The sequence below is a fragment of the Variovorax sp. P1_H2 genome (genome assembly GCF_056405295.1).
The window spans coordinates 25672-40590 of record NZ_JBFUCJ010000026.1; the positions used below are offsets into that span (position 1 = coordinate 25672).

The following is a 14919-nucleotide window of genomic DNA, read 5'->3' on the forward strand; positions in this document are numbered from 1 at the left end:
GTGGGCGCCGGGATGGCGGCCTCGAGAGCCGGTGTCCACAATGGCGGCTCGGATCCAGGCGGTCCGGGCGCATTCGAATGCGCCTCGGAGCACTTCGGACGGCTGCACGGACTTCTCTCGAGGGTGACCCAAATGCCATTCAACTCCCCAGCATGGGTGTCACGCATCGCCGTGGCCGTCGCGGCGTGCGCGGCCCTGCCGGCACAGGCGGAGATGAGCGCGGAAGAGCTTGCGAAACTGGCCCAGAACCCGGTCGGCAACCTGGTCAGCGTTCCGTTCCAGAACAACACCAACCTGAACTACGGACCGGAGAAGGGGACGCAGAACATCCTCAACATCCAGCCGGTGATACCGATTTCGGTGAACAAGGACTGGAACATCATCACCCGCACGATCCTGCCGGTCATCTCGATGCCGGCGCTGGGTCCGGGCATCGACAGCACCAGCGGCATCGGCGACACGGTGCTGACCGCCTTCCTGTCGCCGGCCAACCCGGGCAAGTGGATCTGGGGCGCCGGCCCGGTGGTACAGATTCCCACCAACAGCAATTCGGAGCTGGGGAACAAGAACTGGGGCCTGGGCCCTTCCGCGGTCGTGCTGCACCTCGACCACGGCGACCCGTGGGTGTACGGCGCACTGTTCAACAACATCTGGTCGGTGAGCAGCAGCAAGCAGGGCGGCTCGTACAACAACTTCCTGCTCCAGCCTTTCATCAACTACAACTTCCCCGGCGGCTTCTATCTCACCACCGCCCCGGTCATCACCGCCGACTGGAAGGCCGACAGCAGCCAGCGATGGACCGTGCCCCTCGGCGGCGGCGTCGGCAAGATCTTCCATCTGGGCAAGCTGCCGGTGAACACGCAACTCTCGGCGTACTACAACGTCGTGAAGCCGGACAACGGCGCCAACTGGCAGATCCGTGTGCAGGCGCAGTTCATGTTCCCGAAATGAGTCCTGGGTTGGCGCGGCCTATCCCGGTGCCCACCTAGGCCACGTACGTGTTCCTGCGTGGCCGTCCGGATGGCGCGCCGCATCGTAATCGTGAAAATCCGCAGGGCGGGGTGCGAGCGATCACTGCGATACCAGGTCGTCTGATCTGGCATGGGTACCGCGAGCGGTCCGTCTACCCGGACATGAAAGGAAATCCTGAAATGAAAGCGACCCACTACACACTTCTCGCATTGGCTTCGGCCCTGGCATTCACCGCGCCGGCCATGGCGCAGCCGAGCACGCCTTCGGCCACCCCCAAGGTGCTGGATGTCCGGGACATGATGAAAGAGGTCTCGATCTCCGCGTTGGTGACGGCGATCGACCCGAAGAACCGCATCGTGACCCTCAAGGGACCGGAAGGGAATGAATTCGCGGTGATGGTCGACCCGAGGGTCAAGAACCTGGCCCAGGTCAAGGTCGGCGACATGGTCGATGCCACCTACATCCAGTCGGTGGCGCYCGACTTCCAGACGGGCAACGGGATCCGCATGGCCATGTCGACGACGGCCGTCGACCGCGCCCAGGTCGGACAGTTGCCCGGCGGGGCTGCGATGAAGCAGACGACGATGGTGTCGAACATCTGGGCGATCGACCAGGCCAAGGGCACCGTGATGGTTCGGGGTCCGTTCGGGCACTTCACCGAAGTGAAGCTGAAGGACCCGGCCCTGCTCAATGGCGTCAAGGTCGGCGACCAGATGAAGATGACCATCACACAGGCCATCGCCACCTCGGTGGTGAGGAAGGGGTAGCGGCATCCCAGACAGCCAGCTTCATCGGCAAGCGACATGAGGGCTGCGGCGGCGGTCTTCCTGCGCCGGCGTTCGCTGCTGTTGCTGGTCATGACCTTGGCCCTCGGCGCTTGCACGACCTACGGCGTGGTCGACAACGCGCCACTGGCGCAGGGTCGCCGGGACCCTGTCTATTCGCTGGGCGAGTTCGCCCGGAACCCGCGCCGGCATTCCGGCGACTTGACGCTGGCCGTCGCCTTCTCGGGCGGCGGCACGCGCGCCGCCGCCCTGTCCTACGGGGTCATGCAGGAATTGCGCGACACCCGCGTGCGCATCGACGGCAGGGAACAGAGCCTGCTGGAGGCGATCAACGTCATCAGCTCGGTGTCCGGAGGCAGTTTCACATCGGCCTACTACGGCCTCTACGGCAATCGCATCTTCATCGACTATGAGGAGCGGTTTCTGCGCAGCGACGTCCAGGGCGTCCTGCTGCGTGGTCTGCTGAACCCCACGCGCTGGTTCAGCAGCGATGGCCGCACCGAGATGGCGGTGGACTACTACCAGCAATCGTTGTTCGGCGATGCGACCTTCGGCGACCTGGCCAGGCGCGGCGCGCCGCTGATCCTGATCAACAGTTCCGACCTGAGCACGGGCGGGCGATTCTCCTTTGTCCAGGAATACTTCGACCTGCTGTGCTCGGACTTGAGCAGTTTCCCGCTCGCGCGCGCCGTCACGGCCTCGAGCGCCGTGCCGGTGATTTTCGGGCCGGTGGTGGCGGAGAACTACAGTGGCTGCGCGAGCAGCATGCCGCCTTGGCTGGCCGCCGCGAAGAAGCGCAACAGCGACGACGTCTACCTGCGCATGGTGGTGCAGGACGACCTCGCCTACCAGAACAAGGTGACGCACAGGTACGCCCAGTTCGTCGACGGCGGGATCACCGACAACCTGGGCCTTCGCGCACTGTTGGACGCCGTCGAATTGGCCGGCGGCGCCGAAAAATACGTCAGCACGCTCAGCATCCCCACGCCGCGTCGCATCGCCATCATCTCGGTCAACGCCGCCGCCGATGCACCGGCGGGCATCGGCGAGAGCAATCGGGCGCCGACCTTCGGGCAGACGATGAACGCGGTCACCAACGTGCAATTGCATCGCTACAACGTGGCGACGCTTCGGCAGACCCAGCAGAGCCTCGAGCGCTGGACCCGCGAGCTCTCGACGCCCGAAAGGCCGGTGAGCTCGTACTTCATCCAGCTCAGCTTCGAGGACGTGCCCGATCCGCCGCTGCGCCGCTTTCTGAACGAGATCCCGACCAGCTTCGTTCTTGACAAGGAGCAGGTGGCGCGCTTGATTGCCACCGGCCGGGAGCTGCTGCGCAACAACCCGGACTATCAGCGCTTGCTGGCCGGACTGCGAGCGCAGGCAGAGTCGGCCGTGCCGGCAGCCGCCGCACCCTGACGCGCGTCATCGCGCTGCAAGCGCCGGGTCGTCCTGGCCAGCGCCGTCACCACGTACGTGGATCTCGGTGGCCGCAGGGATGGCGGGGGGCGGCTGCTCCTTCGAAAATCGGCGTATCGCGAATTCGGAGGGCACTCGCCCTTTTCGATCGCGAGGTCGCCAACGCAAGCGGGCGGCCGCGACGGTGGCCCGGCGAGCGCGTTGCTGCGAAGGAGATCCAGATGCGCCTCATGTTTTCGGCCCTTTGCGCCGCCACTGCCGTGCTCTCAGGCATGGCGCCACCCGTGCGGGCCCAGAACCTGCCCGCCATGCGATCCGCTGCTTCGGTTCAGCGTTCTCGGCCCGTGTGGTTGCCGGCGCTCTACGCGCTGCTGCTGCTCTTCACGGGCTGCGCATCGGTCAACCCCGATCCGCTTCCCTCCTGGAACGAAGGCAGCGTGAAGCAGTCGATCATCGGCTTCGTCGCCAAGGTCGCGACGCCGGGCTCGCCGGACTTCGTGCCGCCTCCCGAGCGCATCGCGACCTTCGACAACGACGGCACGCTGTGGGCCGAGCAGCCGCTCTACTCGCAGGTCTTCTTCATCCTGGACCGGGTGAAGGTGCTGGCGCCACAGCATCCCGAGTGGAAGACGACCGAGCCCTTCGCGTCGGTGCTGAAAGGCGACGTCAAGGCCGCGATGGCGGGTGGCGAGAAATCCATCCTTGCGCTGGTGGCGGCCACGAGCACCGGCATGTCGACGGCCGAGTTCGATGCATTGGTGCGCGACTGGCTCGCCACGGCGAAGCATCCGAGGTTTGACCAGCCCTACACGTCGATGGTGTATCAGCCGATGATCGAACTGATGGCCTACCTGCGCGCGAACGGCTTCAAGACCTTCATCGTCTCGGGCGGTGGCATGGCCTTCATGCGGCCATGGACCGACAAGGTGTATGGCGTGCCGCCGGAGCAGGTCGTGGGCAGCAGCGGCAAGACGCGCTACGAGGAGCGCAACGGCCAGCCCGTGATCATGCGGCTGCCCGAACTGGGCTTCATCGACGACGGACCCGGCAAGCCCGTGGGCATCGATACCCACATCGGTCGCCGGCCCATCTTCGCCTTCGGCAATTCCGATGGCGACCTGCAGATGCTGCAGTGGACGGGCGCCGGCACGGGCGCGCGGTTCATGGGCATCGTCCACCACACCGACGCAGTGCGTGAATGGGCGTACGACAGCAATTCCAGCGTCGGCAAGCTGAGCGTCTCGACGCTCGATCTGGCGCGAGCCAAGGGCTGGACCGTCGTCGACATGAAGCGGGACTGGGCGTTGGTGTTTCCGTTCCAGTCCCGGCAGGCGGCGAATCGCTGATCTATTCGGATCGCGAGCTCCTTGGCGATGACCTTGCTCGGAAACTCATGGCGCGAGTCTATGGGAGCCGTGGAAGCGTGAAGCTGAACAAGGCCCCGCCGCCGGGATTGTGCGAGGCCCAGAGCTTGCCGCCATGGGCCTCGATCAGTTTGCGGCAGATCGCGAGTCCCACGCCAAGGCCGCTCGACTTGGTCGAGTAGAAGGATTCGAAGACACGCTCCAGGTCGCCTTCGGCGATGCCGACGCCGCGGTCGGCGATGTCCACCCGCACCTCGTCGCGCTCGCCGGGCCGGATCGCGATGGCGATCTCCCTGGGACCGTCCGGGGGCGCGAGCTCGATCGCTTCCATCGCATTGCGCAGCAGGTTCAGGACCACTTGCTGCACATGGATCTCGTCGACGACCACCTCGGACAGAGGGCTTGTGGGCGGCAACGCGATGCGGATGTCGCGAAGATCGCAGTCCATCTTCACCATGCCGACGCATTGGCGCACCGCCTGCTCGATGCGGATCGGCTTGGGGTCCAGCTCGTGTCGCTGCGTCATGCTGCGCATGCGCGTCACGACGTCGCCGGCGCGCGTGGACTGGCCGATGACCTTGTCGATCAGTTCCGTGACCCTCGACATGTCGGGCGCCGGTTCGGTCGCGCGGTGCCGCGCCGCGAGCGCGTAATTCTCGATCGCGCCGAGCGGCTGGGTGATCTCGTGGGCCAGTGCGACCGACATTTCGCCGGCCGTGTGGACCCGCACCAGATGCGCCAGCCGCTCGCGCCAGTGCGCCGCCTCGACTTCCGCGGCAAGCTGGCGGCGCTCGGCAGCCTCGCGCGCGTGCAGGCTGCCGAACACCTCGGCGAGCAGCTGAACACCGGGGAGCAATGTGTCCGGCCATGCGTGTTCACGCCGGACCGTTGCGATCGAGAGCGCGCTCGACGTTTCTCCCGCGACCGGCACCACGAGCAACGAGCGGATACCCAGTGCCTTCAATGTGTCGCCGTCCAGCTGCGCCGAGGATGGAAGCTCGTCGAGACAGGACAGCCGGACCACGTGGCCGGCAGCCACGCGGCTGCTCAGCCACGGCAAGTAGCCCGTTCCGCGCGTGCCCGGCGGTGCCGCGAAACCATCCGCATGCCAATGCCGCGTCGGGTCGTAGCGCGCGTTGCTGCCGAATCCCTGCCAGAGGGCGACCCGCTCGGCGCCCACGAATTCGCCGATCTCGCGCAATCCGCGCGAGATGGCTTCGCCTTGCGCGTCCGGTTTGGCTATCACCAGGGAAGCCAGGATGCTGCTGGCCAGCCGCTCGAAGCCGATCGCGAGCTCGAGTTCCTCCTGGGTGCGCTTGCGTGCGAGGGCGCTGCCGAAAATTTCCGCCAGCAGACGCATCCGGCCGAGGAGTTCTTCCGACCATTCGCGCTCGAACCGAAGGGAGCCGAAGATCAGGGCGCCGTGAAGATGCCCCGCCACCCTGATCGGCATCATGACGTGTGATTTCAGGCCGATCCGACGCCAGCTCTCCTTGTCGACGCTGGCCTCCGCGGGCAGGTCGTCGAGCCGGGAAAACGCGACCGGCCTGTTCGCGATCGCCATCGAAAGAGCCCACGGATTCGAATCGCGCGCGGCGAGCAATTGTTGCGCCGGCGCGATGCCGTCGATGGCGTACGAATGCGTGACCTGGGCGCTGCCCGTCAGCGTGAACACGCGCGCCAGCGTCGACCGATCGATGTCCAGGGCCTTCACGATGCGCGCGAGGCTTTCCTCGATGGCGCGGTCGATGTCGCGCACGGGCACGGCGATGAAGATGGCCGACAGGTCCGACAGCAGGCGTTCGAAGCGCAGCAGCTCCTGCAGGTCGCGAGGAGAGCGAGACCTGTGGAATGGCGTCGGCAATGCGCAGGGACTATCCCGCAAGATTCTTCACCGCGTTTTTTTGTTGCGTGGTTGAACATTCCTCCGTGCCACCCGCTGTCGCGGAACAGCCACGGCGGGAACTCTCGCCCTGTCCGCATCATCCTCACATCGATTGCGCGCCGTCAATCCGGCTTTCGGGCTATGGCGAGCGCTGCCGGCAACGGCGACGGACCGCGCCAATCCTCAGTCGCATTCGACCGCCAGCGGAAAAGCCCGACTGAGTTGCCGCAGGTTCACTATGCACTCCATGCAACGAAAGCTTCCTCAATATGCATTGGACGGAGGTATCTCCTTTCGGCATTCTTCAGGTCCGCGGGCACAAACAAAGAGAGACAACGATGGAATTCGACTACGTGGTGGTGGGGGCCGGATCGGCCGGATGTGTGATCGCTTCGCGCCTGAGCGAGGATCCGGGCGTTTCGGTCGCCTTGCTGGAAACGGGGGGGCCGGACAAGAGCGTCCTGATCCACGCGCCGGCCGGCGTCGTGGCGATGGTGCCCACGCGCATCAACAACTACGCCTACGAGACCGTGCCGCAGCCGGGCCTGGGTGGCCGCCGCGGCTACCAGCCGCGCGGCAAGACGCTGGGTGGCAGCAGCTCGATCAATGCCATGCTCTACGTGCGCGGGCATCGCCATGACTATGACCACTGGGCCGGCCTCGGCAATGCGGGCTGGGCCTACGACGAGGTGCTGCCCCTCTTCCGCAAGGCCGAGCACAACGAGCAGTTCGGCGGCACGCCCTGGCACGGCCAGGGGGGCCCGCTGAACGTGGCGGCGCTGCAGTGCCCAAGTCCGATCAACAAGGCCTTCCTCGAAGCTGCGGCACTGCAAGGGTTGCCGACGATYGCCGACTACAACGTCCCGGACCCGTTCGGCGCCTTCATGTACCAGGTGACCCAGCGCAATGGGGAGCGCTGCAGTGCCGCGAAGGCCTATCTGACCCCGCATCTTGCGCGGCCCAACCTGCATGTCGTGACCCGCGCCGTGGCCTCGCGCATCGTGCTCGAGTCGGGCCGGGCCGTGGGCGTCGAGTACCTGCACGACGGCGCGACGCAGCAGCTGAGGGCGCGGCGCGAAGTCATCGTCAGCGCCGGCGCGTTCGGTTCACCGCAATTGTTGATGCTGTCGGGCATCGGTCCCGGGGGCCACCTGCAGCAGATGGGGATTCCGGTGCAGCGCGATCTGCCCGGCGTCGGGCGCAACCTGCAGGACCACATCGACTACGTGCAGACGTGGCGCACCCGCAGCGACAGTCGCACCTTCGGCGTTTCGTTGCGCGGCGGCCTTCAGCTCGGCGCGGCGATGCTCGAATGGAAACGCAAGCGCACCGGCCGCATCACGAGCTCGATCGCCGAGTCGGGCGCATTCCTGCGGTCCTCCCCCGAGGTCGAGGTCCCCGACCTGCAACTGGTGTTCGTGATGGGCATCGTCGACGACCATGCGCGCAAGCAGCACCTTGGGCATGGCATCTCCTGCCACGTCGACGTGCTGCGGCCGCACAGCCGGGGCAGCGTCGAGCTGGCGAGCCTTGATCCGCGTCACGCGCCGCGCATCGACCCGCGTTTTCTCGAGGATGAGCGCGACCTGGCGCTGCTGGTCAAGGGCGCGCAGGCACAGCAGCGCATTGTCGAATCGGCCCCCTTCGATGGCATCCGCGGCGCGATGCTGTACCCGGTTGCCGCCAACGACACGAAGGCGCTGGTCGCCGATATCCGGGCCCGGGCCGACACCCAGTACCACCCGGTCGGCACCTGCAGGATGGGTTCGGACGATCAGGCCGTGGTCGACGCGCGGCTGTGCGTGCGCGGCGTCGCCGGCCTGCGCGTCGCCGACGCCTCGATCATGCCGACGATCGTCGGCGGCAACACCAATGCGCCGACCCTCATGATCGGCGAGAAGGCCGCCGAGATGATCCGCGCCGATGCTGCGAATGCGCATCCGCACTGACAGACAGCACACAGACACAAGACAACCGGAGACTCTCCCATGAAGCCATTTCTCAAGGCGCCGCTCGCGGCGGCGCTCATCCTCGCCCTGGGCGCCTGCGGCCAACGCAACGCCGCGCCCACCGGCGATGCGACGGCCCCGACCGTCGCGGCCAACGCGGTGTTCGAGGAAATCCTGCCGCTCGGCGATCGGCAGGCGTTCGAAGACGCCCAGCGTGGCCTGATCGCGCGTCCCGAAGGCAAGATCATGGGCCCCGATGGCCGCGTGCTGATCGACTTCGATGCCTTCAAGTTCGTCGATGGCGCTGCGCCGCCGACCGTCAACCCGAGCCTGTGGCGCCATGCCCAGCTGAACGCGCAGATCGGGCTGTTCAAGGTGACCGACGGCCTCTACCAGCTGCGCGGCTTCGACGTCGGCAACATGACGCTGGTCGAAGGCAAGACCGGATGGATCGTCATCGACGCGCTGACCGCCAAGGAGACCGCCGCCGCGGCGCTGGCCTTCGCGCGCAAGCATCTGGGCGACAAGCCGGTCAGCGCGGTGGTCTTCTCGCACAGCCACATCGACCATTTCGGCGGTGCGCTGGGCGTGATCTCGCCCGAAGAGGCAGCGGCTCGCAAGGTGCCGATCGTCGCCTCGACAGGGTTCATGGAGGAGGCGACCAGCGAGAACGTGATGGTCGGCACCGCCATGGGCCGGCGCTCGTTCTACCAGTTCGGCAAGGAACTCGAACGGTCGCCCAAGGGGCTGGTCGACACCGGCCTCGGCAAGGCGGTAGGCTATGGCACCTTCGGCATCCTGCCGCCGACCGTCCTGGTCACGCAGCCGACCGAGGAGATGACGCTCGACGGCGTGCGCTTCGTCTTCCACAACGTGCCGGGTGCCGAGGCGCCGGCGGAGATGACCTTCTCGATTCCGGCGCTGAAGGCCTATGGCGGCGCGGAGAACCTGGCGCAGACCATGCACAACCTGCTGCCGGTGCGCGGCGCCAAGGTGCGCGATGCGCTGAAATGGGCCGACTACATGCAGCAGGCGCTCGACCAGCTCGACGGCGCCGAGGTCTATTTCGGCCAGCACAACTGGCCGATCTGGGGCAACCAGCGCATCGTCGACTTCATCACCAAGCATCGCGACGTCTACAAGTACACGCACGACCAGACGGTGCGCCTGATCAACGCCGGGCTGACGCCGCGGGAGATCGCCGACCGGGTCAAGCTGCCGAAATCGCTGCAGACGCACTTCGGCGCGCGCGGCTACTACGGCGACCTGCGCCACAACGTCAAGGCGGTGTACCAGTTCTATCTCGGCGCCTACGACGGCAACCCGGCGAACCTCGATCCGCTGCCGCCGCAGGAATCGGCCAAGCGTTATGTGGCGCTGGCCGGCGGCGCCGATCGCGCCATGCAGGCGGCGCAGGCCGCCTTCGACAAGGGAGACTACCGGTGGGCGGCCGAACTGCTCAGCCACGTGGTGTTCGCCGACAGCGGCAACAACGCCGCACGCGAGCTGCTGGCGCGCACCTACGAGCAGCTCGGCTATGTGGCCGAGGCCTCCACCTGGCRCAACAGCTACCTGAGCGCGGCGGCGGAACTGCGCCAGGGGCCGCCCAAGAAGGGTGTCGATCGCTCGGGCTTCATCGACATGCTGACGCATACGCCGGTCGAGCGCTTCCTCGAGGCCATGGCGGCCGGCCTGGACGGCCCCGCCGCCGAGGGCAAGAACACGAAGATCAACCTCGTCTTCAGCGACACCGGCGAGAGCTTCCAGCTCTGGCTCGAGAACGCGGTGCTGCACCACCGCAAGGCCGCGCCGGCCGCCGACGCCAACGCGACGCTGACGCTGACCAAGYCGATCTTCGTGAAGATGATGGCGGGTACCGCGGGCGTGAAGGACACGCTGTTGTCCGACCAGCTGTCGGTCGACGGCAGCAAGATCGAGCTCGTGCGCTTCCTGTCCCTGATCGACAAGGCACCGGGCACCTTCCCGATCGTGACGCGCTGAGCCGCGACGGCCGCGGCACCGAGGGGCGAGGCCCCGGGGCCGGCGCGCCACGTACGTGGTGCTGCGTGGCCGCCGGGATTGCCCCGGGCCATGGCGGCTTCCAGAATGCAGGGAGAGCCCGTGGCCCCACACGGCGCCACGGGGCCTCAAGCCATGGATTTCATCGTCGACGCCTTCGTCCGGACCTGGACCGATATCACGAGCGGCAGGCACGCGCCGCTCGCGTTTCGCTTCGTGGTTCAGCCGCTGATGGCGGCCTTCTTCGCGTTCCGGGCCGGCCGGCAGGATGCGCGCGACGGGCGTCCGCTCTACCTCTGGGCCCTGGCGACCGATTCGGCGCAGCGAAGGGCTCTGCTGAAGGAAGGCTGGCAGCACGTGGGAAAGGTGTTTGTGCTGGCGATCGTCATCGATGCGATCTACCAGTTCAGCGTGCTGCGCTGGGTGTATCCCGGTGAGGCCATCATGGTGGCCGCCGTCCTGGCGGTGATTCCGTATCTCGTCGTTCGCAGCCTGATCAATCAGGTGCTGCGCTGGAAGACTCGCAAGTGACGGGCGCCACGTACGCGCTCGTGCGGCGCCTGCACGTACGTGGATTGCGTGGCCGCCGGGATTGACCCCTTCGGGCCGCCAGACCGACGATCTCATGATCGAGCAGGCCCCTGGGGCCCTCCACACCGGCGAGAACCCCGAGATCGAGCTGAGGGGCAAATAGGCGGGTCGTCTGCTCCACGTACGTGGTGTCGGTGGCCGCCCGGATACCCCGGGGGCGTGCTCGGAGTCCATCATCGCTTTCCGCCAACAATCTCTCGGGGTGAACGACCATGAGCCAACGATTCGAAGCTTTGAAATGCCTGGCTGCCGCGGCCTCGTTCGCGCTGGTCGCCGGCTGCGCCACGAGCAGCGCGCTCAGCAATGACAACCTGGCCATTGCCGCTGGCTTCAAGGTCATCACGCCTTCGAAACCGGACCAGCAAGCCATTCTGGCGAAGCTTCCCAAGGACAAGGTTTCGCCCGTCACCTACCAGGGCACCACCTACTACGTCCTGCCGGATTCGATGAACAATCTCGCCTATGTCGGCGGCCTGCCCCAGTACCAGGACTATCAGCGGCTGCGCGTTGCGAAGCAACTCAGCAACAACAATCTCGAGGCGGCCCAGATGAACGAGATGAATGCCATGGATTGGGGCGCCTGGGGCGGCTGGGGCGGGCCCGCCTTCATCGGATTCCGTCGCTAGCAACAGGCTGATGGCGCGTGAGGAGTGCCGGGCTGCCTGCGCGCCGTGGTCGGGCGTTGGCCTCGACCGCGTCGCGCGACATTCTCGTGCGCCTACGTACGTGGTGCTGCGTGCTCGCCGGGATGGTCGCATCGCCTGGATGGCCTCACCATGGATGACCGGTTCGGCGCAGGTGAAGAAGCCGGCCACTGCCTGGAACCGGAACCTTCAATGCCTCGGGAGACGCCGAAGCCATGTCCACCACCGTCTACGTCGTCGGATTCAAGAAGGATGAGCGCGCGTGGTTCGAATCGGCACTCGGACGGATCACCGATACGGTGGTATTCGTGGACGACGGCGAAGCCATTCTTGCCCGACCGCCCAGTGGTTCGGGTCAGTGCCTGATTGCGTCGGCCGATGTCGACGAGGCCGCAACGCTCAGACTGGTGCGTGAGTTGAGGCACCGGGGCGTGGCACTGCCCGTGATCGTCCTGGGTCCGCACTCTGCGTTTCGTACCGCCGTCGACATCGCGCGACTGGAGGCGACAGATTTTCTGGAGCGGCCGGTCAGCGTGCGCGAACTGCGTGCTGCGGTGCGTCGCGTGCGTTCGGATCCGAAATGACTCGGGTCGTCCAGCCGCGGCACCGGTCGTGCTCAAAGCAGCCTGAAGGTGATTCCCGCAAAGATGCCCAGGCCCGTCGCGGACATGATCAACGCCATGACGAACGAGGGCTGCATCAGACGAAAGTTCATTTCTCGTCGCATGGCCTTCAGCCGAAGCCAGTACTCGATCGTGCCCATGACCATGGCCATGGTGCCCAGGCCTGTCAGGAAGAGGCCCATGTTGCGCGGCGACTGGCTTGCTGCCACGATTCCCCCTTGCTGCTGCATGGCCTCGAGCACCTTGTAGATGGTGAATCCGAAACTGATCATGGAAAGGGCGGTCCTCACCCATGCCATCAAGGATCGATCGGCAGCCATGAGGGTGCGCTCGATGGCCAGCTCGGTGTTCAGTCGGGCCGACGCGCTGGATGACGATGGTGGCGGCTCGGACGGTTCAGGACCCGGAATCGGCGTCAATGAAGTTGGAGGTGCTGGCATATGGTTCCCATGCGTGGTCGCGTCCGTGTATCGAAGGAATTGTGCGGACGCCGAAGGCCGAACGCCAGTGCTTTGTCCACCTAAATGCCACGTACGTATGGGCCTGGCGGTTGCGCGCCTCGCGCCTTGGCCGGCCTCGGGTCGTCTTCAAGGGCTGAGGCCAGGCGCGGCCTGCAAGCGCCGGAGGTGGCTTTCTGCGAACGACACGAACCAGTCGATGCTCTCAGGTTTCGCCAGCGCGTCCCGCTTGACGACCTTCTCCAACGCATGCCCCAGCATCAGCTTCTTCACAGGCAACTCGAGCTTCTTGCCAGTGATGGTCTTCGGAATGGCGTCGACCTGCAGGATCTCGTCGGGCACGTGCCGGGCGGACAGGCTGCTGCGCAGCCCCTGCCGGATGCGGTGGCGCAGCGCTTCGTCCAGCACGAGGCCGGGGCGCAGTTGCACGAACAGACCCAGATACGAGGGCCGTCCCAGGTACTCGAGGTCCACAACGAGGCTGTCCACCACCTCTTTCAGCGCCTCGACGACGCGATAGAACTCCGCTGTGCCCATTCGTACCCCCTGGCGATTGATGGTGGCGTCGGAGCGGCCGTAGATGATCCCGCCCACTGCCTCCGGACGCGGCACCAGCCGCAGCCAGTCGCCTTGCCGCCAGACCGGCTGGCCGGCCGCGTCCCGGAAGGTGTCGAAGTAGCTCTCGCGATAGCGGCTACCGTCCTCGTCGCCCCAGAAGTACAGCGGCATGGAGGGGATCGGCCGCACACACACCAGTTCGCCAACCTCGTCCTGCAACGGTCGCCGGTCATCGCTCCAGGCCTCGACGTGCGTGCCGAGCACGCGGCATTGCATCTCCCCCATTCGCACCGGCAAGGTCGGCAGGCCGACCACGAATCCCCCTGTGATGTCGGTACCGCCCGACACGATGTTGAGCCATAGATCCTCCTTGACCGTTTCATACAGCCAGCGGTACGCCTCGGGCGACAGTGGGGAACCCGTGGAGCACACCGTGTGCAGGGTGGACAGATCGGCCAGCTCGCTCGGAACGATGCCGGCCTTCAGGAACGCATGGTGGATGGCCGCGCCGACGCCGAAGACATTCACGCGATGTCGACCCGCGAGCTTCCATAGGTGCCCCCAGTCGGGCTCCGGACCGGCGCCAGTGACGCATCCGTCGTAGAGCACCAGGGTGGCGCCACCCAGCAGGCCCATCACGTGGGCGTTCCACACCATCCAGGAGGTGTTCACCGCCCACAGCACGCGCACGCCGGGGTGGAGGTCGTTGTGCAGCACCATGTTGACCATGCCGTTCGCCAGCACGCCTGCGTGGCCGTGCACGATGGGTTTGGGCAGTCCGGTGGTGCCCGAGGAGTACAGGATCCACAGCGGATGATCGGCCGGCAGGGCTTCGGACCGCAGGGGCGCTTCGGCCGCGATCGCGTCGGTCCAGGTCACCACACTGCGGATCGCAGCCTGCGCCGGCGGCACCGCGAAGGGGTCGAGGTGCGGCACCCACAACACGCCGGTGACCGAGGGCAGTTGGTCCAGGATCTCGCCCAGGGCGGCGCGGCGGTCGAACGGCTTTCCGGCGAACCGGTAGCCGTCCGCCGCGACCAGCACCTTCGGCGCGATCTGGGTGAAGCGGTCGCCGACGCTCACCGGCCCCATGTCGGGCGCGCAGAGAGACCAAACCGCGCCCAGGCTGGCCGCCGCGAGGAAAGCCACCACGGCCTGCGGAATGTTGGGCAGATAGCCGGCCACGCGGTCGCCCGGCTGTACGCCGAGCCCGCGCAGGGCAGACGCCACCGCGCCCACCTGGTGCCGCAGCGTCTCCCAGGGAACTTCGCCCGTGCCGCCGGCCTCGCTCTCGTACACGATGGCCGGCGTGGCGAGCCCGGTGTGGCGCAACGCCTGATCCACGAAATTGAGGCGCGCACCCTCGAACCAGCGCGCCCGCGGCATGTCACCGTCCAGCATGCGGACAGGGGGAGCGGTCATGGGCAAGTCGAAGAAGCCGAGGATGGCGCTCCAGAACGCTTCCGGTTCGTCGACCGACCAGCGCCAGAGGTCCTCGTAGCCATCGAACAGCAAGCCGCGTTCACGTTGGAGCCAGCCTTCGAAGGCAGTGACGAGGGCCTGTGCCTTGCGTTCCGGGCTGGGCCGCCAGAGGGGCGTGTCTGTCGCGATGGATGCGTTCACGTCGTGCGTGGAGATGTCGGTTGACTGCATGC

At 66.5% G+C, this 14919-nt stretch carries 12 protein-coding genes; 9 read left to right on the top strand and 3 right to left on the bottom strand.

The annotated features are described in order from the left end of the window. Positions 1 to 132: 132 nt before the first annotated feature. The 4 genes from AC1D2E_RS11815 to AC1D2E_RS11830 all read left to right on the top strand — a co-directional run bounded on the left by AC1D2E_RS11815 (position 133) and on the right by AC1D2E_RS11830 (position 4519). Positions 133 to 951 (top strand): transporter family protein, encoded by an 819-nt coding sequence (locus AC1D2E_RS11815; protein WP_478178050.1) that lies wholly within the window; start codon positions 133 to 135, stop codon positions 949 to 951. Positions 952 to 1151: 200 nt separating this feature from the next. Beyond that, on the top strand, positions 1152 to 1739 hold the full coding sequence (locus tag AC1D2E_RS11820; RefSeq protein ID WP_478197580.1) for a hypothetical protein: 588 nt from the start codon (positions 1152 to 1154) through the stop codon (positions 1737 to 1739). A 36-nt stretch (positions 1740 to 1775) separates the two neighbouring features. Beyond that, entirely contained in the window at positions 1776 to 3173 is a 1398-nt protein-coding gene (locus AC1D2E_RS11825; protein WP_478197581.1) for a patatin-like phospholipase family protein, read from the top strand. 221 nt (positions 3174 to 3394) lie between these two features. After that, positions 3395 to 4519 (top strand): HAD family hydrolase, encoded by a 1125-nt coding sequence (locus AC1D2E_RS11830; RefSeq protein ID WP_478197582.1) that lies wholly within the window; start codon positions 3395 to 3397, stop codon positions 4517 to 4519. A gap of 58 nt (positions 4520 to 4577) precedes the next feature. On the opposite strand, the gene AC1D2E_RS11835 is transcribed toward AC1D2E_RS11830, so the two are convergent. After that, positions 4578 to 6401 (bottom strand): ATP-binding protein, encoded by a 1824-nt coding sequence (locus AC1D2E_RS11835; protein ID WP_478197583.1) that lies wholly within the window; start codon positions 6399 to 6401, stop codon positions 4578 to 4580. A 359-nt stretch (positions 6402 to 6760) separates the two neighbouring features. Between AC1D2E_RS11835 and AC1D2E_RS11840 the strand changes: the two genes are divergently transcribed. The 5 genes from AC1D2E_RS11840 (at position 6761) to AC1D2E_RS11860 (ending at position 12209) form a co-directional block, all read left to right on the top strand. Next, positions 6761 to 8371 (top strand): GMC family oxidoreductase, encoded by a 1611-nt coding sequence (locus AC1D2E_RS11840; RefSeq protein WP_478197584.1) that lies wholly within the window; start codon positions 6761 to 6763, stop codon positions 8369 to 8371. A 39-nt stretch (positions 8372 to 8410) separates the two neighbouring features. Beyond that, positions 8411 to 10372 carry an alkyl/aryl-sulfatase gene (locus tag AC1D2E_RS11845; RefSeq protein WP_478197585.1) on the top strand — a complete coding sequence of 654 codons (1962 nt, stop codon included), beginning with the start codon at positions 8411 to 8413 and terminating at the stop codon, positions 10370 to 10372. A 153-nt stretch (positions 10373 to 10525) separates the two neighbouring features. Continuing rightward, positions 10526 to 10921: a hypothetical protein gene (locus tag AC1D2E_RS11850; RefSeq protein WP_478197586.1), complete on the top strand. Its 396-nt coding sequence runs from the start codon at positions 10526 to 10528 to the stop codon at positions 10919 to 10921. Positions 10922 to 11193: 272 nt separating this feature from the next. Next, entirely contained in the window at positions 11194 to 11607 is a 414-nt protein-coding gene (locus AC1D2E_RS11855; protein WP_478197587.1) for a hypothetical protein, read from the top strand. 233 nt (positions 11608 to 11840) lie between these two features. After that, positions 11841 to 12209, top strand: a complete 369-nt coding sequence (locus AC1D2E_RS11860; protein ID WP_478197588.1) for a hypothetical protein — start codon at positions 11841 to 11843, stop codon at positions 12207 to 12209. A 32-nt stretch (positions 12210 to 12241) separates the two neighbouring features. On the opposite strand, the gene AC1D2E_RS11865 is transcribed toward AC1D2E_RS11860, so the two are convergent. Together AC1D2E_RS11865 and AC1D2E_RS11870 are read right to left on the bottom strand one after the other, a co-directional pair. Continuing rightward, entirely contained in the window at positions 12242 to 12667 is a 426-nt protein-coding gene (locus tag AC1D2E_RS11865) for a YidH family protein (RefSeq protein WP_478197589.1), read from the bottom strand. A 168-nt stretch (positions 12668 to 12835) separates the two neighbouring features. After that, the gene (locus AC1D2E_RS11870) at positions 12836 to 14917 is read right to left on the bottom strand and encodes an acetoacetate--CoA ligase (protein ID WP_478197590.1); all 2082 of its coding nucleotides are present in this window, start codon (positions 14915 to 14917) and stop codon (positions 12836 to 12838) included. Positions 14918 to 14919 lie beyond the last annotated feature (2 nt).